22 protein-coding genes are annotated in these 21,041 nt (G+C 60.7%); 12 read left to right on the top strand and 10 right to left on the bottom strand.

Features of this window, described 5'->3' with window-relative positions; translation table 11 throughout:
• Positions 1-135: 135 nt before the first annotated feature.
• Positions 136-693, top strand: coding sequence for a cysteine hydrolase family protein (locus AC07XF_RS16075; RefSeq protein WP_495027257.1), 558 nt, complete (start codon positions 136-138; stop codon positions 691-693).
• A gap of 183 nt (positions 694-876) precedes the next feature.
• Here AC07XF_RS16075 and AC07XF_RS16070 read toward each other — a convergent pair whose 3' ends face one another.
• From AC07XF_RS16070 to AC07XF_RS16055, 4 genes are all read right to left on the bottom strand, one after another.
• Positions 877-1,083, bottom strand: a complete 207-nt coding sequence (locus AC07XF_RS16070; RefSeq protein ID WP_007955014.1) for an SEC-C metal-binding domain-containing protein — start codon at positions 1,081-1,083, stop codon at positions 877-879.
• The gene (locus AC07XF_RS16065) at positions 1,080-1,574 is read right to left on the bottom strand and encodes an LEA/WHy family protein (RefSeq protein ID WP_495027256.1); all 495 of its coding nucleotides are present in this window, start codon (positions 1,572-1,574) and stop codon (positions 1,080-1,082) included. The genes AC07XF_RS16070 and AC07XF_RS16065 overlap by 4 nt, the downstream gene beginning before the upstream one ends.
• Before the next feature lie 86 nt (positions 1,575-1,660).
• Positions 1,661-2,137, bottom strand: coding sequence for a YchJ family protein (locus AC07XF_RS16060; RefSeq protein ID WP_007992374.1), 477 nt, complete (start codon positions 2,135-2,137; stop codon positions 1,661-1,663).
• A 4-nt stretch (positions 2,138-2,141) separates the two neighbouring features.
• Positions 2,142-2,639: a DUF6231 family protein gene (locus AC07XF_RS16055; protein WP_495027255.1), complete on the bottom strand. Its 498-nt coding sequence runs from the start codon at positions 2,637-2,639 to the stop codon at positions 2,142-2,144.
• A 189-nt stretch (positions 2,640-2,828) separates the two neighbouring features.
• Here AC07XF_RS16055 and AC07XF_RS16050 point away from each other — a divergent pair, with 189 nt between their 5' ends.
• From AC07XF_RS16050 to AC07XF_RS16035, 4 genes are all read left to right on the top strand, one after another.
• A complete protein-coding gene (locus AC07XF_RS16050; RefSeq protein WP_495027254.1) occupies positions 2,829-3,518 on the top strand; it encodes a PA1041 family peptidoglycan-binding anchor lipoprotein in 690 nt (229 codons plus the stop codon).
• A 91-nt stretch (positions 3,519-3,609) separates the two neighbouring features.
• A complete protein-coding gene (locus AC07XF_RS16045) occupies positions 3,610-4,320 on the top strand; it encodes a PA1041 family peptidoglycan-binding anchor lipoprotein (RefSeq protein ID WP_495027253.1) in 711 nt (236 codons plus the stop codon).
• Positions 4,321-4,468: 148 nt separating this feature from the next.
• The gene (locus tag AC07XF_RS16040) at positions 4,469-4,747 is read left to right on the top strand and encodes a DUF1145 domain-containing protein (protein WP_495027252.1); all 279 of its coding nucleotides are present in this window, start codon (positions 4,469-4,471) and stop codon (positions 4,745-4,747) included.
• Positions 4,740-5,498 (top strand): collagen-like protein, encoded by a 759-nt coding sequence (locus AC07XF_RS16035; protein ID WP_495027251.1) that lies wholly within the window; start codon positions 4,740-4,742, stop codon positions 5,496-5,498. Before AC07XF_RS16040 ends, AC07XF_RS16035 begins: the two co-directional genes overlap by 8 nt.
• Before the next feature lie 189 nt (positions 5,499-5,687).
• Here the strand turns inward: AC07XF_RS16035 and AC07XF_RS16030 are convergent, their stop codons facing one another.
• Positions 5,688-6,152, bottom strand: coding sequence for a CopD family protein (locus AC07XF_RS16030; RefSeq protein WP_495027250.1), 465 nt, complete (start codon positions 6,150-6,152; stop codon positions 5,688-5,690).
• 99 nt (positions 6,153-6,251) lie between these two features.
• On the opposite strand from AC07XF_RS16030, the gene dinG reads away from it, so the two are divergent.
• The 5 genes from dinG (at position 6,252) to pdxH (ending at position 14,238) form a co-directional block, all read left to right on the top strand.
• The gene (gene dinG, locus AC07XF_RS16025; RefSeq protein ID WP_495027249.1) at positions 6,252-8,396 is read left to right on the top strand and encodes an ATP-dependent DNA helicase DinG; all 2,145 of its coding nucleotides are present in this window, start codon (positions 6,252-6,254) and stop codon (positions 8,394-8,396) included.
• 96 nt (positions 8,397-8,492) lie between these two features.
• Entirely contained in the window at positions 8,493-10,895 is a 2,403-nt protein-coding gene (locus tag AC07XF_RS16020; protein WP_495027248.1) for a beta-galactosidase, read from the top strand.
• Positions 10,896-11,116: 221 nt separating this feature from the next.
• Complete coding sequence (locus tag AC07XF_RS16015) at positions 11,117-12,262, top strand: EstA family serine hydrolase (RefSeq protein WP_007992393.1); 1,146 nt, start codon at positions 11,117-11,119, stop codon at positions 12,260-12,262.
• 296 nt (positions 12,263-12,558) lie between these two features.
• The gene (locus tag AC07XF_RS16010) at positions 12,559-13,566 is read left to right on the top strand and encodes an OmpA family protein (protein WP_495027247.1); all 1,008 of its coding nucleotides are present in this window, start codon (positions 12,559-12,561) and stop codon (positions 13,564-13,566) included.
• 24 nt (positions 13,567-13,590) lie between these two features.
• A complete protein-coding gene (gene pdxH, locus AC07XF_RS16005; protein WP_495027246.1) occupies positions 13,591-14,238 on the top strand; it encodes a pyridoxamine 5'-phosphate oxidase in 648 nt (215 codons plus the stop codon).
• A 5-nt stretch (positions 14,239-14,243) separates the two neighbouring features.
• Here pdxH and AC07XF_RS16000 read toward each other — a convergent pair whose 3' ends face one another.
• Entirely contained in the window at positions 14,244-14,480 is a 237-nt protein-coding gene (locus AC07XF_RS16000; protein ID WP_495027245.1) for a hypothetical protein, read from the bottom strand.
• Positions 14,481-14,644: 164 nt separating this feature from the next.
• On the opposite strand from AC07XF_RS16000, the gene AC07XF_RS15995 reads away from it, so the two are divergent.
• Entirely contained in the window at positions 14,645-15,109 is a 465-nt protein-coding gene (locus AC07XF_RS15995; RefSeq protein WP_495027244.1) for an outer membrane lipoprotein, read from the top strand.
• Between the two features lie 86 nt (positions 15,110-15,195).
• Here AC07XF_RS15995 and AC07XF_RS15990 read toward each other — a convergent pair whose 3' ends face one another.
• The 3 genes from AC07XF_RS15990 to nhaA form a co-directional block, all read right to left on the bottom strand.
• Complete coding sequence (locus tag AC07XF_RS15990) at positions 15,196-15,426, bottom strand: DUF7683 domain-containing protein (RefSeq protein ID WP_495027243.1); 231 nt, start codon at positions 15,424-15,426, stop codon at positions 15,196-15,198.
• Complete coding sequence (locus AC07XF_RS15985) at positions 15,423-16,610, bottom strand: colicin E3/pyocin S6 family cytotoxin (RefSeq protein ID WP_495027242.1); 1,188 nt, start codon at positions 16,608-16,610, stop codon at positions 15,423-15,425. Before AC07XF_RS15985 ends, AC07XF_RS15990 begins: the two co-directional genes overlap by 4 nt.
• A gap of 120 nt (positions 16,611-16,730) precedes the next feature.
• Positions 16,731-17,918 carry a Na+/H+ antiporter NhaA gene (gene nhaA, locus AC07XF_RS15980; protein WP_495027241.1) on the bottom strand — a complete coding sequence of 396 codons (1,188 nt, stop codon included), beginning with the start codon at positions 17,916-17,918 and terminating at the stop codon, positions 16,731-16,733.
• 247 nt (positions 17,919-18,165) lie between these two features.
• Here nhaA and AC07XF_RS15975 point away from each other — a divergent pair, with 247 nt between their 5' ends.
• Positions 18,166-19,263, top strand: coding sequence for a PLP-dependent cysteine synthase family protein (locus AC07XF_RS15975; RefSeq protein WP_495027258.1), 1,098 nt, complete (start codon positions 18,166-18,168; stop codon positions 19,261-19,263).
• A gap of 117 nt (positions 19,264-19,380) precedes the next feature.
• On the opposite strand, the gene AC07XF_RS15970 is transcribed toward AC07XF_RS15975, so the two are convergent.
• Complete coding sequence (locus AC07XF_RS15970; protein ID WP_495027240.1) at positions 19,381-20,994, bottom strand: NAD(P)/FAD-dependent oxidoreductase; 1,614 nt, start codon at positions 20,992-20,994, stop codon at positions 19,381-19,383.
• Positions 20,995-21,041: the final 47 nt, after the last annotated feature.

Genomic DNA, 21,041 nt, shown 5'->3' with positions numbered 1-21,041 from the left:
CCGCTGGAGCGCTGCGCACTCCAGCGGGAGCAAGCTCCCTCGCCACAGGGGTTATGTTTTGAACCAGGCTTGCGTGTAGAGGGCGGCGATGCTGAAGTGCGGGAATATCAATGATCTTGTGTGAGAAAAGTCGGCATGGAGCTCAAGGCAAACGCGGCACTGATCATCATCGATCAGCAGAAAGGCATCCTGCATCCCAGACTCGGCCGCCGGAATAATCCTCAGGCCGAAGAGCGCATGCTGGAATTGCTCGGCCATTGGCGGCGCACCGCCCGGCCGGTGATCCATGTGCAGCATCTGTCCCGTTCAGTGGACTCAGTGTTCTGGCCGCAACAGTCGGGGGTGGAGTTTCAGGAGCGGTTTCAACCCATGGCCGGTGAACGCTTGATCCAGAAGCAGGTGCCGGATGCGTTTTGTTCAACGGGGCTGGAGGTGCAGTTGCGCGAGGCGGGGATCGGGCAGTTGATCATCGTGGGCGTCGCGACCCACAACTCGGTGGAATCCACGGCGCGCACCGCGGGCAACCTGGGGTTTGATACGTGGGTGGCCGAGGATGCGTGCTTTACCTTCGACAAGGCTGATTTTTTCGGCCATGCCCATAGCGCCGAAGAGGTGCACGCGATGTCGCTGGGGAATCTGCAGGACGAGTATGCGACGGTGGTCAGCAGTGCATGCGTATTAAAGGCTGACTGAAAAACCTGTAGGAGCGAGCTTGCTCGCGAATGCGGACTGAAATCCAGCATCTCTGTTTACTGATACACCGTCTTCGCGAGCAAGCCCGCTCCCACAGGGGGAAATGTGTCCACCGTAATAATGTGGGAGCGAGCCAGTTCGCGATGGCGTTTCAACAGGCGAAATCGATATCCGCCCGAAGCATCAGGCGCCGTGGCACTTCTTGAATTTCTTGCCGTTGCCGCATGGGCACGGATCGTTGCGGCCGACGTCTTTCAGGGCGTTGCGCACCGGTTCCTGGTGAGCGTGGCCGCAGTTCGGACCGTGGACATGGCCGTGGTCGTGATCATGGTGGTGATGGTCATGATCGTGGTTGCAGTCAGGGCCGTGAACGTGAGGTTGCTGGGTCATCGGTGTTGCTCCGGAATTAAATCGGCGGGGATTATCACGCCATTGCGCGCCAGGTGCACGTAGTGGGCGATGAATATACCGGTTTCCAGTTCACCTTCCAGACGATAGGGAATGGGTTGATCGGGTTTTTTCAGCAGTTTGATCAGGTCTCGCAGCTTTGACCACAGGTTGGTGCGGATCGGCACCTTGAAGTAGGCGCTGTGCCTGGGGCCGATGGTGAACCAGTGTTCGTACTCGCCGTCGGCCAGCAGTATGTCACCCAAGTGAACGCGGTACTCCAGACTGCGCACGGTCAGGTCTCTGTCATTGGGATTGTCGATGCGAAAGTGCAGGAGGAATTTCTGTTCGAGCATTTTGGCGCGGACCACCTCGACTTTCACCAGGTGGACCTCGGGGTCCGGCAAGTCGTCGTCGAACCACGACGCACAGCCACCGAGTCCCAGTGTCAGGATCAATGTGAGCAGATAGAGTGCGCTGCGGCGGATGATCATCGTGGTGTTTCTCCCTTGAGCCCCAGTCTAGACCCAAAAGATCGCAGCCTTCGGCGACCCGGCTTGGTGGACAGCCATTCCATCTCCTAACTGCTGAAATACCCCGCACAACATTTCTTGAATTTCTGCCCGCTGGCACACGGGCAGGCATCATTGCGTCCGAGCTTGAGCGGCACGGTCGGGTCGATGAAATACCAGCGCCCTGTGTTCTGCACAAATGACGAACGCTCGCGGTGGCTGTGTTCGCCATTGCTGTCGTGCCAGCGCGCGGTGAAGGTCACGAAGGCATGTTCAGGCTGGCCGCCCAGCACTTCGGAGCTTTCCACCTCAAGACCCAGCCACGTACTTTGCGCGCTCCAGTCGCTGATCGATTGACGGTCGAGGCCGGCCTGTTGTGCGGGCAGGGTCGTGGCCACCAGATAATCGACCAATCCCAGCACATAGGCGCTGTAGCGTGAGCGCATCAAGGCTTCGGCGCACGGCGCCGGGTGCCCGGCATGGTAATGACCGCAGCAGGCATCGAGCAGGGTGCCGCTGCCGCAAGGGCAAATGGATGTACTCATTGCATTACCACCAGTATTTCCCGAAGTTTTCCGGATTGGCCCAGAAGCGCGAGTTGAGCCAGTCGGGGACTTGTTTGTATTCAAGCAGATCGTAGGTGAACAGGGTCAAGACTTGCTCATCGCGTTGAAAGCGCTCGCTGGCTTGCAGGGCCAGGGAGAAAAAGTCCGTTTCCTGCCAGCCACAGGCCGGCAGATCTGCCAGCACTGCGATACGGCTGGCATTGAGGTTGCGGATGCCGCCCAGCAGGTTCAGGCCGTCGCGCTTGGGCAAATGCTCCAGGCAATCGACCGCCAGGGCCAGGTCGAAACGGCAGGCCGCCAATTCGGCGGGCAACGGGCCGGGGGCAGCGAAGGCGACGCTGCTGTCCGGGTGAGCGAGTTTGAACGCTTCCAGCGCCGGGAACTCGCTGGCGCCGATCAATAACAGGCGCGCGGGGGCATATCGGTCAAGTAACGCGGCCAGTGCCTGTTGCGGCGTGCGTGAAGAAATACCTGCAATCATCAAAGATCCTCAATCAGATCTGCCAAGACTAGCCTGCCCGAACGTTCGGGCCTAGAGCGGCTTGCCGGCAAAAGTGCCAACCCGCCGTTAATGCGTGAATAAACAGCATGGCCTATTGCTGGCGGAGATTAAAACTCGGGTCTTTACTACCTGAATCGGTTCCAAGCCGATCCTTCAGGAGAAAACTAGATGAGCATAGTTCGGACAGCATTACCCTTGGTTCTGCTAACCAGTGTCTTGACTGGTTGCGCAGGTTTGCAGAAAACCGACTGGCCGACCTGTGCGGCGGTTGGTGGTGTCGTGGGCGCGGGCCTCGGTGCGACCGAAAGCTCGGCATGGGCAGGGTATGGCGCTCTGCTCGTCGGCGGTACCGCGGCGGCTTATTGCTGGGTGCACGGTGATGGCGACGAAGACGGCGATGGTGTGCCGGATAGTCGCGACAAGTGCCCGGGCACGCCTAAAGGCGTTCAAGTCGATGCCAACGGTTGCCCACCACCAGCACCTGTGGTCGAAGAGGCGGTTGTGGTCAAGGAAGAAACCATCGTCATCCGCGATGTTCACTTCCAGTTTGACAAGGCCACGCTTACCTCGTCCGACAAACTGGTACTCGACAAGATTGCCACTCGCTTGAAAGCCGAAGCCCCGACTGCTCGACTGACCGTAACCGGCCATACCGACAGCGTGGGCAGCGACGCCTACAACCAGAAACTGTCGGATAAACGTGCGCACTCGGTGGTTGAATACCTCATTGAGCAAGGCGTACCTCGCAGCAACTTCGTCTCGGTTGTCGGTGCCGGTGAAAGCCAGCCAGTTGCTGACAACAAAACCGCTGACGGTCGTGCACAGAACCGCCGTACGGAAATCAAGATCCAGCGTTAAGCCCCCCTCGCATCCGCGCCTTGTGCAGTCGCGGATGCGGGTCTTTACTCCTGTGTAGCCGGTATTGGCCGGTGACACAGGAGCTTTCAACATGATAGTTCTCACAAGGACAGTCTTGCCGGTTCTGCTACTTGGCAGTCTCTTGACCGGCTGCGCGACCCACAGCGATGGCACTGCCCCCCTCAATCAACAAAACTGGCCAATATGCAGTCTCATCGGCGGCCTTGTCGGTGGTGGTCTGGGCGCAATCGAGAGTGGCGGTTGGGCCGCGGGTGGGGCGGCGCTGGGTATCTTGTCCGGCGGCTTGATCTGCTATGCCCAGGATGGCGACGAAGACGGCGACGGCGTTTTCGACCGACGTGACCGTTGCCCTGACACACCCGCCAATACCCGGGTCGATCACCACGGTTGCGCGGTGCCGCAGTATCCGGACAGCGTCAAGTCCGAGCCCGCGCAGTCCGAAGTCATCACCCTGAGCGATGACGTGCTGTTTGCCTTCAATCAATCCGACCTGACCCCGACGGCCAAGAGTCGACTGGATGCGTTGATGAGCAAGTTCGAAGATGCCGATGTGGTCAGCATCAAGGTGGTCGGCCATACCGACAGCGTAGGTTCGGACGCGTATAACCAGGCCCTGTCGGAGCGGCGTGCCAGCAGCGTGGCGGAATACCTGTTGAGCCAGGGTGTAGCGCCGAACAAAGTCACCAGCGAAGGCAAGGGTAAGAGTCAGCCGATTGCCGACAACGAAACAGATGAAGGCCGTGCGAAAAACCGTCGCGTGGACCTGCATATAAACCGCTGATCCAAGAGATAGAGCCGTCGGACGACAGTTGTGAGCGCGGCGACGGCCGTTCGGCGGCCTTCATGAAGATTTTTCCGTTGCCCTCTGGCTTATCCCGCGTGGAAGCCGTTACTGTGCGCCCAAACAATAATTCTCATCGGGGGAGCGTATGAAGGTGTTATGGGGGCTGGGGCGGCTATTGACCCTGGTGTTCTGGGTGGTGGTGCTGGTCAATCTGCTCACGCCGTTTGTCTTTCCGCTGCATCTGTTGGTCAATCTGGCCGGCGGCTTGTTGGGGTTCATCCATCTTCTGGAAGCGCTGCTGTGCTATCGCAGTCTGCGTGGTCGAGCCCATCCCTGGCTTGATCGCCTGAAGATTGTCATTTTCGGCGTTTTCCACCTGCAAACCATTCCGGCTCCCACCGCTTCGAAGGCTTCCCATGCGTAAACTTTGCCTGCTTGCCGCACTCATCAGCCCATTGGCCAGCGCACAGGTGGTGAGTGTTGAACCCAACTCGCTGATGCGCTTGCCCAACACCGCCAGCACCCTGCAACTGGAACGTCTGGAAGTGGCCGATTACGGCACCTTGCTGATTCCCTCGAACGTGACCGAAGTCACCGTGGGTGAATTGCATCTGGGGCGTGAAGCCCGCATTGCTATCGTACCCGGCGAACAGGCGCTGGCGCTGAAGGTCCATCGGGCCGATTTGTCCGAAGGCAGCCAGATCACCGCGCGTGGCGCGCCGGGAACTTACCAGAAGGCTGCCCGATCCGGACGCAACCTGGATTTGCAGATCAAGGCACTGAACGCAGCGCAATTGATCGTTGATGCTCGCGGTGGTGCGGGTGCACCGGGGTTTGTGGGTCTTGATGGGGCTAACGGCCAGGAACCGGGCTGCACCTGGGGGCAGGCGGGTCGCGGTGCCGATGGCAGTGATGGCAGCAATGGCCAGCCGGGGGCACCGGGGGCGCTGGTCAAACTGGCGGTGCCGCACGACTTCCCGGCAGACCGGATCAAGGTTCAGGTGGCCGGCGGTGCTGGCGGCGTGGCCGGCCCTGGCGGTAAACCGGGCGCGGGCGGCAAGGCCAAGGGCTGCCTGATTTACAAGGCCGATGGTGGCAAGAGCGGTAAGCCTGGTGCCGACGGGCAGCCAGGGCCTGAAGGTGCCGCTGGTTCGGTGACCGTGCAGCGGTTGTAAATCTCACTAAGTAATATGTGGCAATTGATTTCCTGTGGCGAGGGAGCTTGCTCCCGCTCGGCTGCGGAGCAGTCGTAAAAACGGTCGCCGCGTTTATGCTGAAAAAACGCGGTTGCCAATTCAGGGTCGCTTCGCGACCCAGCGGGAGCAAGCTCCCTCGCCACAACAGCCTCCCAGGCCAGAGTTACTTCAAAACATCGGCCGTGCCGCAGCAATCGCCACCACAGCCAACCCCACCAGCAAATTGATCCCCACCAACCGGCGAATCCGCCCCAGCACCGCCGCCCCGGCCGGCCAATCCTGCTCGGCCACGGCTGTGCGCAGTTCCGGCAGCATCAGCGCCTGAATGCGGATAAACAACGCGGTCATCACCACATACAACCCCATCATCACCTGCACATAGCGCGGCGCATTTTCAAAACCGGTGAAGTGCAGATTCAGCATGCCCACGCCGCTGATTGGCAATAGCACCACCGCCACCCAGACCCAGCGGAAAAAACCTTGAAACACTTCTACCCACAACTTCAGCCGGGCAGGTCCTTCCAGGGCCTTGATGGCTGCGGGGCGCAGGACCATCCAGGCGAAAAACATGCCGCCGACCCAGACCAGGGCCGCCAGTACATGCAGGCTATAAATGAGGCTAAAAGGTGTCATTGGGGTACTCCGTTCTGCGCGGGATTCATTAGCGGGGTATGATAGCGGCCGAACCGAACCACTGAAAATTTATCCAGCGTTTTTTGCGCCCGACAATCCATGATCAGCACCGAACTCAAAACCACGATCCAGGGCGCCTACTCGCGTTTTCTCGAAGCCAAGAGCCTCAAGCCGCGTTATGGCCAACGCCTGATGATCGCCGAAGTGGCCAAGGTCCTGGGTGACATCGACACCGACGACGAAGGCCGGCGCAGTGGCGACCCCGCGATTGTCGCGGTGGAAGCCGGCACCGGTACCGGCAAGACCGTGGCCTACAGCCTGGCGGCGATCCCCACGGCGAAGGCCGCTGGCAAACGCCTGGTGATCGCCACGGCTACCGTGGCCCTGCAAGAGCAGATCGTCTACAAGGACTTGCCCGACCTGATGCGCAACAGCGGGCTGAATTTCACCTTCGCCCTGGCCAAGGGGCGCGGGCGCTACATGTGCCTGTCCAAGCTCGACATGTTGCTCCAGGAAGGCCACGCGCAAACGGCCACCGCACAGCTGTTCGAAGAAGAAGGTTTCAAGATCGAGGTCGACGAGGCCAGCCAGAAGCTGTTCACCAGCATGATCGAGAAGCTCGCCGGCAATAAGTGGGACGGCGACCGCGACAGTTGGTCCACCGCCCTGGAAGACGCCGACTGGGCGCGCCTGACCACCGATCACAGCCAGTGCACCAACCGTCATTGCCCGAATTTTGGCCAGTGCGCCTTCTACAAGGCCCGCGAAGGCATGGGCAAGGTCGACGTGATCGTCACCAACCACGACATGGTCCTGGCTGACCTGGCCCTGGGTGGCGGCGCGGTATTGCCGGACCCGCGCGACACCATCTACGTGTTTGACGAAGGCCATCACCTGCCGGACAAGGCCATCGGCCACTTCGCCCATTACACGCGCCTGCGCTCCACCGCCGACTGGCTGGAAACCACCGCCAAGAACCTCACCAAACTGCTGGCCCAGCACCCGCTGCCGGGCGACCTGGGCAAGTTGATCGAGCAGGTGCCGGAGCTGGCGCGGGAAATCAAGACCCAGCAGCAGTTCATGTTCACCGCCTGTGAGCAGATTGCCGATTTCAAACCCGGCGAAGACGTTGAAGGCCGCGAGCGCCCGCGTCATCGATTCGTCGGCGGGGTGATTCCCGAGCACATGCGTGAAATGGGCATCGAACTGAAGAAAGGCTTCGCGCGGCTGACCGATCTGTTCACCCGCCTGACCGAGCTGCTCAAGGAAGGCATGGACGGCGAGGTCAATATTGGCATCGCCAGCAACCAGGCTGAAGAGTGGTACCCGCTGTTCGGCAGCCTGTTGTCGCGTTCTTCCGGCAACTGGGAGTTGTGGACCGCCTTCACCGTCGAAGACCCGGAAGACAACCCGCCCATGGCCCGCTGGCTGACCCTGGCCGAAAGCGGTTCGCTGTTCGACATCGAGGTCAACGCCAGTCCCATCCTCGCGGCGGAAATGCTCCGGCGCAACCTGTGGAACGTGGCGTATGGCTGTCTGGTGACGTCGGCGACCCTGACTGCCCTCGGTACCTTCGACCGCTTCCGCATGCGCGCCGGCTTGCCGAAGAAAGCCGTGACGGCCGTGGTGCCAAGCCCGTTCCATCATGCCGACGCCGGTGTGCTGCGGGTGCCGAACCTGAACGCCGACCCGCGTGATGCTGCGGCGCATACCGCCGCGATCATTCGTGATCTGCCTGAATTGGTCGAAGGCTCGCGGGGTACGCTGGTGCTGTTCTCTTCGCGTAAACAGATGCAGGACGTGTTCGATGGCCTCGACCGCGACTGGCGCAAGCAAGTGTTCATTCAAGGCAACCTGTCGAAACAGGAAACCCTGAACAAGCACAAGGCGCGGGTCGATGGCGGGGATTCCAGCGTGCTGTTCGGCCTGGCGAGCTTCGCCGAAGGGGTCGACTTGCCCGGTGCCTATTGCGAGCACGTGGTCATTGCCAAGATTCCATTCTCGGTGCCCGATGATCCCGTCGAAGCGGCGCTGTCGGAATGGATCGAAGCCCGAGGTGGTAATCCGTTCATGGAAATCTCCGTGCCGGATGCCTCGCTGAAGCTGGTCCAGGCTTGCGGGCGCTTGCTGCGCACCGAAGAAGACCGCGGCACCATCACCTTGCTCGACCGGCGCCTGGTGACCCAGCGCTATGGCAAAGCCATCCTCAACGCGTTGCCGCCGTTCCGTCGAGAAATTTCCTGAATCACCGGTGGGCAGTTTTGCCCACCGCGTTGTCTATCTCTCTGCCATCGCTTTTCCACTGGCCCATTGAAGGTCGTAAGGGAGATTTTCGTTCTCATGATTTGCCGTTCGTTGCCTGCCGTTTTTGCCCTGCTGTTCGCAACACCGCTGTTGGCCGCTCCTGCCAGCCCGCAGACGCTGTTCAACTTTGTGCGCCCCGCCGACGTGGTCCAGGTGGCGACTCAGGACGCCAGCCTGCCGCAGTCCAACGCCGAGCAAACCCCTGAAGGCGAAGTGCTGCGCCGGGTGACGTTCAACCCGGTCGCCCGGCCGACTTTGCGCCTGGCCCCGCAAACCGGTGCCTGGGACTGGTCGCAGTCGGGCGTAATGAGCCTGCGGATTCAGAGCGCGATGAACTGGGCCTTGACCCTGTACGTAACCATCCAGAGCAACGACGGCAAGACACTGGTCAGCCGCGTCGATCTGCCGGCGGGGCCGGCGCAAACCCTGTTGGTGCCTTTGCAAGCGACATCACCGCTGAGCCAGGGCATGAAGGCTGGCCCGCCGATGCCGATGACTGTCGAGGGGCAGCGTGTGTTGCTGGCCAGTAGCGCCGGTGAGCTGGATCGCAGCCAGGTGGTGTCCGTGACGTTGTCGATGGACCAGCCGAAAGCCGCGCAAAGCATCCTGCTGGAGCGCTTTGGTGTGCAGGACGGCGAGTCGGTCACCCAAGCCGTATATGGCGGGTTGGTGGATGCTTACGGCCAGTCGACCCGGGCCAAATGGCCGGAAAAAGTCAGCAGCGACGAGCAGCTAAAAAGCGCCGCCGCCAAGGAACAGCAACAACTGAAAACCTGGCTGGCCGAGCGTCAGAAGTCTTCGCTGGACAAGTTCGGCGGATTGACCAAAGGCCCGTCGTTCAAGGCCAGTGGCTTTTTCCGCACCGAGAAACGCGATGGTCGCTGGTATCTAGTGACGCCGGAAGGGCACCCGTTCTATTCCCTCGGAGTCAATACCGTGGCCCCGGATGTCAACCAGACCTACGTTGCCGGTCGCGAGTGGATGTTCGAATCCCTGCCCAAGGCTGACGAGGCACTGGCCAGTCTCTACGGCGAAGGCGACAACCGTAGCGGTAACGGTGCCGATCAAGGGCGCGGCTACAACGCCGGGCGCTGGTACGACTTCTACGGTGCCAACCTGCAGCGTCTGTATGGCGATCCGTGCGCGAAGGGCAGTGATACCAAGGCTGGCGTCGCCGAAGCGGCGAAGACCGAAGCGACGGTAGCGACAGCCGCTGAGCCCAAATCTGTCGAACCGTGCAAGGCGCTGTTCGACGAACAGCGCTGGGCCAGTCACACCCTTGACCGCTTGCAGGCCTGGGGCTTCAACACCATTGGCAACTGGAGCGCCCCCGTACTGGGCAACGCTGATCGTGTGCCGTACACCTTGCCGCTGTCGATTGTCGGCGACTACGCCAGTATCAGCACCGGTACCGACTGGTGGGGCGGCATGCCCGACCCGTTCGACCCGCGTTTCGCCATGGCCACCGAACGTGCCGTGGCCATTGCCGCCCGCGATCATCGCGACGATCCGTGGCTGATCGGTTACTACGCCGACAACGAACTGGCCTGGGCCGGTCCCGACGATGACCCGAAAGCCCGTTATGCCCTGGCCTATGGCACTTTGAAAATGACCACCGATGTGCCGGCAAAGCGCGCGTTCCTCAAGCAACTGCGCGACAAGTACCGCAACCAGGCAGGCCTGTCGAAAGCCTGGGGCATTGATTTGCCGGCCTGGGAATTGATGGAAGACCCAGGATTCGTGCCGCCATTGCCAAGCGCCGAGCACCCGGAAATCGAAGCCGACTTCAAATACTTCCAGAAGGTCTTTGCTGACACTTATTTCAAGACCATCTCCGACTCGCTCAAATGGCACGCGCCGAACCAGATGCTGCTCGGTGGCCGTTTCGCCATCAGCACGCCGGAAGCCGTGGAGTCCTGCGCCCAGTATTGCGACGTGTTGAGCTTCAACATGTACACCTTGCAACCCCAGGACGGTTACGACTTCGCCAAGCTGCGCAGCCTCGACAAACCGGTGCTGATCACCGAGTTCAATTTCGGCTCGGCTGATCGTGGCCCGTTCTGGGGCGGCGTCACGCCGTTGGCGAAGGAGGAGGACCGTGGTCCGGCGTATTCCAACTTCCTCAAGCAGGCATTGAGCGAGCCGTCGATTGTCGGCGTGCATTGGTTCCAGTACCTCGATCAACCGGTCACAGGGCGCCTGCTTGACGGTGAAAACGGTCACTTCGGGTTGGTGGGCATCACTGATCTGCCGTTCCAGGGGTTTGTCGACAGCGTGCGCAAGAGCAATCTGGTGACGGTCGAGCAATTGGCCAAAGAAGCCGAGAAGGCTGCGGCCGCCGCCGACAAAGCCAGCCACGATGCCGAGGGCGGCAGGAAAGCCGAGGCCGGCAAGGGACCGGGGAAGGGCGCTGGTGGGCATTCCGGGAAAGGCCATTAATCGCTGAAACCGCGTCATCGTTCTTCGCGAGCAAGCCAGCTCCTACAGATCACTGCCGCACTTGTAGGAGCTGGCTTGCCAGCGAAGGCGCCCGTGAGTTCACGGTAAATTTTTATCCATTCCATTTACGATCGACCACCCAGCCCAACCCTGTTCCCAAAACCCTCAAGGGCTGGAACAATGCCCGCCACTTTGTAGAGCGTTAATCCGGGGAGTTGCGGGTGCAGATTCAGGGTCATTACGAGCTTAAGTTCGAAGCGGTGCGAGAGGCGTTCGCGGCGCTGTTCGACGATCCCCAGGAGCGTGGCGCAGCATTGTGCATTCAGGTCGGTGGCGAAACCGTCGTCGATCTGTGGGCCGGCACTGCCGACAAGGACGGGGCCGAGGCCTGGCACAGCGATACCATTGCCAACCTGTTCTCCTGCACCAAGACCTTTACTGCGGTCACCGCGCTGCAACTGGTGGCCGAAGGCAAGCTGCAACTGGATGCCCCGGTTGCGCGCTACTGGCCCGAATTCGCCGCCGCCGGTAAAGAGTCCGTCACCCTGCGACAATTGCTCTGCCATCAGGCCGGTCTTCCGGCATTGCGCGAGTTACTGGCCCCCGAAGCCCTTTACGACTGGCAAACCATGGTCGACGCCCTGGCCGCCGAAACGCCGTGGTGGACGCCTGGCGAAGGCCACGGATACGCGGCGATCACTTATGGCTGGTTGGTCGGCGAATTGCTGCGCCGTGCGGACGGTCGTGGGCCGGGTGAATCCATCGTGGCGCGGGTCGCCAAACCGTTGGGCCTGGACTTCCATGTCGGCCTGGCCGATGAAGAGTTCTATCGCGTGGCCCACATCGCCCGGGGCAAGGGCAATGTCGGCGATGCTGCCGCCCAGCGCCTGCTGCAAGTGACCATGCGTGAGCCAACGGCCATGACGACCCGGGCGTTTACCAACCCGCCGTCGATCATGACCAGCACCAACAAACCCGAGTGGCGACGCATGCAGCAGCCGGCCGCCAATGGCCATGGCAATGCCCGCAGCCTGGCCGGGTTCTACGCCGGCCTGCTCGACGGCAGCCTGCTGGAAAGCGAAATGCTCGATGAATTGACTCGCGAGCACAGCCTCGGCGAGGACAAGACTTTACTGACCCGGACCCGTTTCGGCCTGGGTTGCATGCTCGACCAACCGGACGTTGCCAATGCCACCTTCGGCCTTGGCTCGCGGGCGTTTGGCCATCCGGGTGCTGGCGGTTCCATCGGTTTTGCCGACCCGGAGCACGATGTGGCCTTTGGATTTGTGACAAATACCCTGGGACCTTACGTCTTGATGGACCCGCGTGCGCAAAAGCTGGTGCGGGTTCTGGCCACTTGTCTGTAAAAGCGGCTATCGGGTTCCAGGGCTGGAACCCGATAGCCTTTTGAGTTTCAAAGCGTCTGTTTATACGGGCCGATGTGGCTAATGCTGCTCACTTAAGAGATAGAACGAACAGTAAGCAACCTGTGGCGAGGGAGCTTGCTCCCGCTGGACTGCGCAGCAGATCCCCTGATCTTTAGGGGCCGCTTCGCGCCCCAGCGGGAGCAAGCTCCCTCGCCACTGATTCAGTGTTCGTCCTTAAGTGAACAGCATTAGCCGATGTGGCCAGATTTTTTTGACTTCATTTTTGTGGATATCCAATGTCATCCAATAAAACCCTCGCCTTGGCCCTGTGCTTTGCTATTACCGGTTGTGCACAGACTCCACAGAAAGACGCGACAGCCCCCGTTGCCAAGACTGAAAGCGGCAACCACTGGTACTGGCCATTCGGTTCTGACGAGAGCGTCGGCAAGCCCGCGGTCAAGCCGGAAGTGAAACCTGAAGTCAAACCCGTTGCGGTGGCCAAGGCCGAAACCGATAGCGGCAGCAAGTGGTGGTGGCCATTCGGCGGCAGCGAGCAGAGCGCCGCCAAGGCTGTGCCGATGCCAGACCCGAAAGTCACCCAGGCCTGGCTTGATGACTACGAACCGCGTCTGCGCGAGGCGGTCAAGGGCAGCAACCTGCAACTCGAGCGCCGCGAAAATGTGCTGGTGGTGACTGCGCCGGTCGAAGGCTCGTTCAACCCGGATCGCCCGGCCATGCTGCTGCCGGTCACACTCGGTCCGTTTACCCGTGTTGCCAAAATCCTTGAAGCCGATCCAAAGACCGCTGTCTTGATCCTCGGCCACAGCGATACGTCCGGCGCTGCTGCCGCCAACGTCAAACTGAGCCAGGAGCGTGCCCAGGCCGTTGCAGCGATTTTCCGTCTCAGTGGTTTGCAGCGTGATCGCTTGATGCTGCGTGGCTTGGGCGGTGATGCACCGCGTGCCGCCAACGACAGCGAGCAAGGGCGTGCGTTGAACCGCCGCGTGGAACTGCTGGTGACCCCACAAAACACCATGGTCGCGCTGCTGAGCAAGTACAACATGCCGGCGCCAGCCCCTGTGACCAAGGTCACTGCCGCTGATGTCAAGCCGGTCGCCAAGCCTGTTACACCGGCCCCAGCCGCTAAAAAAGCGACCGTCCCGACCACGAAAAAAGCGCCAGCCAAAAAAGCCCCGGCCAAGAAAACTCCAGCGAAAACCGCAACACCGGCGAAAAAGACCACGCCAGCCAAAGCCTCCGCGGCTGACAAGAAGGTCGTCGCCACCGATACTGCTAAGCAGTGATTCGCTAACCAAAAGGAATGCGCCATGACCCAGGGCCTGGCTGATATGCGTCGTGACTACACCCGTGATGGCCTGACCGAGGCGCAAGCCCCGGCCGAGCCGTTTGCGCTGTTTCACCAGTGGTTCGCCGACGCGGTGAAAACCGAACAGGCACCCGTGGAAGCCAACGCCATGACCCTGGCCACCGTCGACCAGGACGGTCGACCGCACTGTCGCATTCTGTTGCTCAAGGGCCTGGACGAACAGGGCTTCACCTTTTTCACCAACTACGAAAGCGCCAAGGGCCAGCACCTGGCCGTGAATCCGTTCGCGGCCATGACGTTTTTCTGGCCAGCGCTGGAGCGCCAGGTGCGCATCGAAGGGCGGGTGGTGAAGGTCACGCCTGAGGAGTCCGACGCCTATTATCAGGTCCGTCCGCTGGGCAGTCGCCTCGGCGCGTGGGCATCGCCGCAGAGCCGCGTGATCGCCGATCGTGGCGAGCTCGAAACGCTGCTCAAGGACACCGAGCACCGTTTCAGCGATACCCAGCCGCATTGCCCTGAACACTGGGGTGGTTATCGCCTGCTGCCGGAACGCATCGAATTCTGGCAGGGCCGCCCAAGCCGTCTGCACGACCGCCTCAATTACCGCCAGCAGGGCGCCGACTGGATTCTTGAACGCCTGGCACCCTGAGCCATCTATCGACTGGGATAACCTGCCGCAGCGGCCTCCAGCCACTTCGGCAAGTCTCGACGCTTGATCTTCTGCGCCTGAGCACTCGCCAATTGTTCGAGCATGAAGGCTTTTTTCTGCTCGTCTTTACCGGCCAGCGCTAGCGCCAGGTCGCGATCCATCCAGCGTTTGATCCGTACGTATAGCCACCCGTGGAAATACAAACCGGCAACAGTCGTGACGACGATGATAAAGTAGTCCATGAGAATCCTTGGCCAGTGGGGCAGTTTTCCGATTTTGCCGCTACTGTGTGAGTTCGTGGGGCGCCTTAACGGAGCCTGAATCAAACCAATTTTACCCGGGCGGTGCCGTGACAGGCGTCAAGCTGCGGAGTTTAATGAACATCTGTTTTTTTGGAGTTGATGCTATGCGTAAGTCTGTTCTGCTGGTTGCTTCCTTTTCCACGATGGCGATGTTGCTCACTGGTTGCCAATCGAGCCTGACCGGTGACTCCTACTCCCGTGACGAGGCGCGTCGCGTGCAGACCGTTCGCATGGGCACCATCGAAGCATTGCGCCCGGTGAAAATCGAAGGTACCAAAACCCCGATCGGCGGCGCTGCAGGCGCAGTGGTCGGCGGCGTTGGCGGCAGCTCCATTGGTGGCGGCAAAGGCAGCGTCGTTGCTGCCGTCGTCGGTGCTGTGGCCGGCGGTCTGCTCGGTTCGGCCGCTGAAGAAGGCCTGACCCGCACCCAGGGCGTGGAAATCACCGTGCGCGAAGACGATGGCAGCATGCGCGCCTACGTCCAGGAAGTTCAGCCAAACGAAGTGTTCCGTGTTGGCGAGCGTGTGCGCATTGCCAGTGTGAATGGCACCAGCCGCGTTTCGCACTAAGCGGGAAGTTGGGTAAAAGAAAACCCCGATCAGGTGACTGGTCGGGGTTTTTACGTTCTGAAGCAGGTGGTCGAATGCTTTAGCATCTAAACGTTGCAACTGAGCTGGAATATCAACGCTGGATTATGAATTTTCTTTCCCAGTATTCTTTCCAGAGCCTCAAGCTGTTCGGATGTCAGGTCGTATCCTTCCCACCCCTGTTGGTCCGACGCCCACCCCATAATCGTTTTCAGCTCCTGGTCGCACCCATTCGGTAACTTTTCTTCGAATACGAGGAATTCGCTTTCTCTATCGAAGGCTTCAATTATGTAGATCATGGTTCTACTTTCCTGGTGCTATCTGCAGGTTTGGTTTGCTCGCCCGTTGTCGGATTAAATTCACCGATATGACGGCCACGTTTGTCATACATTTCGACCGCTCCGTGCTGCGAGTCCCATTCAAAAATTAATCCTTTTGGAGTTTTCCAGCGTCGCCTGAGACCACCGCCGCCTTTAACTGCTGTTTTACGAGGAGCTTTAGTCGCATTAGGAAATGCGGCAAGCCCTGTCGGCGCGGGATGGTATTTATGGTCAGAAACACTCACCACAATATAAACCGGCCTAACCCCCGACCCCACCGGAAACACCAGAATGAAATCCTTGTAATCCGGCGGGTAAACCGGATCGACGATGATGCTGTCAGCTTGTTTCGTCGGTGGATAAACCCAGATATGCGGTGCTTGCGGGGCGGCTTGCAGGGCGGGGATGCCGAGTGTGTCGGCGCCGTCTTCGGCCGGGGTCCAGATCAGTTCGATGCCTTCGCCGAGGTCGGCGACGTATTGGCTGTCGCGTGAAGTGAGCTGCACGACGTCGACCATTTCCCAGTCGCGATTCCTCCCGGTATAGAAGGCGTAACCCTTGAGGCTGCCATCGGCTTGTTGCTCGACTTGCAGACGTACGCGGGTGCGGGCTTGTTTGAGGGCGCGGAGCTGGTCTTCGGTGTAGAGGGCGCTATCGCCCAGGCTGGGTGTCCAGAACAACGCGACCAGCCCGGCCAACGTCGCGGTAGCCGCAGTTCCGACGGCACCGATGGCCGGGGTGGCGAGATCTGAAACGCTGAGGGCCAGGCGGCCAACGCCTAGCGCAACGGTGCTGCCACTGATCTTTTGCAGATTCAGCAGTCCATCGTCGTCGACGTTACGGCCGCCAAGCCAGGCGATTTCGCCGTAATCCCTGAGGCTGTCGGTCGGCACCATGCCCGACGGGTTGGTGTAATCGATGATGGCGTCGGGCAGTTTGCAGGACTTGGCGAATACACAACCCGCGCGAGCCACTTCCACTTTTTTCGCCGCGACTTCGCGACGGTCCATGTAGGCCTGCTGCCTGGCGAGCATCGCCTCGTAGGCTTTTTGTCGGGCCTCCCGCGTGGCGAGTTCGCTGGCCGTCATGGGGCGCCAGGTGACGTGGTGCCCGTCACCCGACGGCGGGTTTTTAATGAGGGGAATGTTCTTGGTGCCAGCCACTGTTCGTCCTTGGTCGCGTCCATCGGCAGCCCCTTAAAAGGGGCTGCGCGACGTTAACCAAGGTGATTGAGTATGGCTGTAGGACGCGTCTCAAATGACGCCAGGATTTGTCGCTGTTTTTCAGGAGGCCAGTGCGGTGCTTTTGCGACTCGCCATCGCCGTCACCGCATAACCGATCAGCGCGGCCAGGATGGAGCCAGTCAAAATGCCCATGCGGTCCATCCCGGCGAAATCACTCACGCCCGGCTCAAAGGCCAGCGAACCGACAAACAGACTCATGGTGAAACCGATGCCGCAGAGAATCGCCACGCCCAGTACCTGGCCCCAATTGGCGCCTTGGGGCAGGGCGGCGATACCGGTTTTCACGGCCAGCCAGGTCAGGCCGAAAACACCGACGGTCTTGCCCAGCAGCAGCCCGATGGCGATGCCCATGGGGACGTGGTGAGTGAAGCTTTCGACGGTGACGCCGCTCAGGGACAGGCCGGCATTGGCGAAGGCGAACAGTGGCAGGATGCCGTAGGCGACCCACGGATGCAGGGCGTGTTCCAGGGTCAGCAGCGGCGAAGGCTCGGCATTTTTGGTGCGCAGCGGAATGCAGAAAGCCAGGGTCACGCCGGCCAGCGTGGCGTGGACACCACTCTTGAGCACGCAGACCCAGAGGATCAGGCCAATGATCATGTACGGCCCGAGCTTGACCACTCCGAAGCGGTTCATCCCGATCAGTGCCGCAATACAGGCTGCGGCCAGCGCCAGGGACAGGGTCGACAGCGCACCGGAATAGAAGATCGCAATGATGATGATCGCGCCGAGGTCGTCGATGATCGCCAGGGTCATCAGGAACAGCTTCAGCGAAACCGGAACCCTTTTACCCAGCAGCGCCAGCACGCCAAGGGCGAAGGCGATGTCGGTGGCGGTCGGGATTGCCCAGCCGTTCAGGGCCGGCGGCGTGTCGCGGTTGAGATACCAGTAGATCAGCGCCGGCACCACCATGCCACCAATGGCGGCGGCACCGGGCAGGACGATTTGCGACGGTTTGGACAGCTGGCCGTCGAGGACTTCACGCTTCACTTCCAGCCCGATCAGCAGGAAAAACAGCGCCATCAGGCCGTCGTTGATCCATAGCAGCAACGGCTTGGCGATTTTCAGCGCGCCGATCTGGGCCACCACAGGGGTGTCCAGCAGGCCGTTGTACAGCCACGACAGCGACGAGTTGTTGATGATTAGAGCCAGAACGGCAGCGGCGATCAGTAACAGACCGCTGGCAGCTTCCAACTGAAAGAAACGCGTGAAAGTGCTACGCAGAGGCAAGGTCGCTCTCCATCTGTGAATTCAAAAGGTGTTACACCCTAACAAGTACTGTTAGTTGTTAAAACAAAAGTTATATTCTTTTTTGTTATATGTCGTTACAGGGTGATCCGTCAGCAGCGACCTGAGCCTAGCAGTTGCCGGGCGTATTGAACCTCAGCTGTACCTGTGCCGGATGCAGGATTTTTCCTAAGCTTGTTGGATGAGCCTTGTTAAACGGCCGACTCCTGCACGATTCAACGAGAAAACCATCATGAGCGACAACCGACAGTGGTCCCGCGAAGCGATCCGGATCATCGAAGCCGATTTCCAGCGCAGCGCCGACACCCACTTGATCCCCTTGCCGCTGCCGGGTTTTCCGGGCATCGAGTTGTATTTCAAGGATGAGTCCAGCCACCCCACGGGCAGCCTCAAGCACCGCCTGGCCCGCTCGCTGTTCCTGTATGCGCTGTGTAACGGCTGGCTCAAACCCGGAGCGCCGGTCATTGAGGCTTCCAGCGGTTCCACGGCGATATCCGAAGCGTACTTCGCGCGCATGCTGGGCTTGCCGTTCATTGCGGTGATGCCGGCGACCACGTCCAAAGAAAAGATCGCGCAAATCGCCTTCTATGGCGGCCAAAGCCATCTGGTGGACGATCCGACCCAGATCTACGCCGAGTCCGAGCGCCTGGCGCGTGAACACGACGGGCACTTCATCGATCAATTCACCTACGCCGAGCGCGCCACTGACTGGCGGGCGAACAACAACATCGCCGAGTCGATCTTTCATCAGATGCGTTTCGAGCAGCATCCCGAGCCGAGCTGGCTGATTTCCAGCCCAGGCACTGGCGGCACCACGGCCACGTTGGGCCGATACGTGCGTTATCGCCAGCATTGCACCCGTGTGCTGTGTGCCGATGCCGAGCGTTCGGTGTTCTTCGATTACTACCAGACCGGCGATGCCAGCCTGCGCCTGGATCACGGCTCGCGCATCGAGGGCATTGGCCGGCCGCGGGTGGAAGCGTCGTTTCTGCCCAAGGTGATCGACGCGATGGTCAAGGTGCCGGATGCTTTGTCACTGGCGGCCATGCATTACCTGGCGGAACGTCTGGGACGCCATGTTGGCGGGTCGAGCGGGACTAACCTGATCGGCGCCTTGATGGCCGCTCAGCACATGAAAGTGGCTGGGGAGACGGGATCGATGGTGGCGATTCTGTGTGACAGCGGCGAACGCTACGCCACGACCTATTACGATCCGCAGTGGCTCAAGGCCCAGGGGTATGAGTTGAGTGGTTCGATGGCTGCGGTGGCCGCGACGGTGGAGCGTGGGGAGCCGCTACCGGACTCGGTTTTGCGCGCCAATATCTGACACGGCGAAGATCAAATGTGGGAGCGGGCTTGCTCGCGAAAGCGGTCGATCAGCCAACACCTGTGTTGGATGTGGAACCGTCTTCGCGAGCAAGCCCGCTCCCACATTTGAGTGGTATCAGGCCTCGAGGCCGAGGATGTCCCGGGCCACTGCTTCTGCAATGCGAATCCCGTCGACACCCGCCGACAGAATCCCGCCCGCATAACCGGCACCTTCACCGGCCGGGAACAAGCCTTTCACGTTCTGGCTCTGCATCGACTCGTTGCGGGTAATACGCAACGGCGAGGAGGTGCGGGTCTCGATCCCGGTCAACACCGCATCGTGCAGCGAGTAACCGCGAATCTGCTTCTCGAACGCCGGCAAGGCTTCGCGAATCGCTTCGATGGCGAACGCTGGCAAGGCCAGGGCCAAGTCACCCAGGGCAACCCCCGGCTTGTAGGACGGTTCGACACTGCCCAGTTCGGTGGACGGTTTGCCCGCGATGAAATCGCCGACCAGTTGCGCCGGCGCTTCGTAATTGCTGCCGCCCAGCACAAAAGCGTGGGACTCCAGGCGTTCCTGCAACTCGATACCGGCCAGTGGGCCGCCCGGATAATCGACTTCCGGCGTGATACCAACGACGATCCCGGAGTTGGCATTGCGCTCGTTACGCGAGTACTGGCTCATGCCATTGGTGACCACGCGGTTCGGCTCGGACGTCGCCGCCACCACGGTGCCGCCCGGACACATGCAGAAGCTGTAGACCGACCGGCCGTTCTTGGCGTGGTGCACCAGTTTGTAGTCGGCGGCGCCGAGTTTCGGGTGGCCGGCGTACTTGCCCAGGCGCGCACGGTCGATCAGCGACTGCGGGTGCTCGATGCGGAAACCCACCGAGAACGGCTTGGCTTCCATGAACACGCCACGGCCGTGGAGCATGCGGAACGTGTCGCGGGCACTGTGGCCGAGGGCCAGGATCACGTGTTTCGAGTGGATTTGCTCGCCGCCATTGAGTTCGACGCCGACCAGTTGGCCGTCTTCAATCAACACATCGGTAACACGCTGCTGGAAGCGCACTTCGCCGCCCAGTGCGCGAATCTGCTCACGCATGTTTTCCACGACGCCGGTCAGGCGGAACGTGCCGATGTGCGGCTTGCTGACGTAGAGGATTTCTTCCGGTGCACCGGCCTTGACGAACTCGTGCAGGACTTTGCGACCGAGGAATTTCGGGTCCTTGATCTGGCTGTAGAGCTTGCCGTCGGAGAATGTCCCCGCGCCGCCTTCGCCGAATTGCACGTTGGATTCCGGGTTGAGCACGCTTTTGCGCCACAGGCCCCAGGTGTCCTTGGTGCGCTGGCGCACTTCGGTGCCGCGTTCGAGGATGATCGGCTTGAAGCCCATTTGCGCCAGCAGCAGCCCGGCGAAAATCCCGCACGGGCCGAAGCCGACCACGATCGGCCGCGCGCCCGGATCGGTCGGCGCCTGGCCGACCATTTTGTAGCTGACATCCGGTGCCACGTTGACGTTACGGTCATCGGCGAACTTGTGCAGCACCGCCGCCTCATCGCGAACGTTGAGGTCGATGGTGTAGATGAAGCACAGCTCGGAGGACTTTTTGCGCGCATCGTAGCTGCGCTTGAACAAGGTGAAATCGAGCAGGTCATCGCTGGCAAGCCCTAAGCGCTGCACGATGGCAGGGCGCAGGTCTTCATCGGGATGGTCGATCGGCAACTTGAGTTCAGTGATTCGTAACATGGCAGGATCCGGTTCGCGGGGCGCACAACTGCGCCAGGGCGTTTGAA

This window comes from Pseudomonas sp. GW821-FHT01C01 (genome assembly GCF_059422645.1).
The sequence above is the reverse complement of the archived record's forward strand: the minus strand, read 5'-3'. Positions and strand labels throughout refer to the sequence as shown.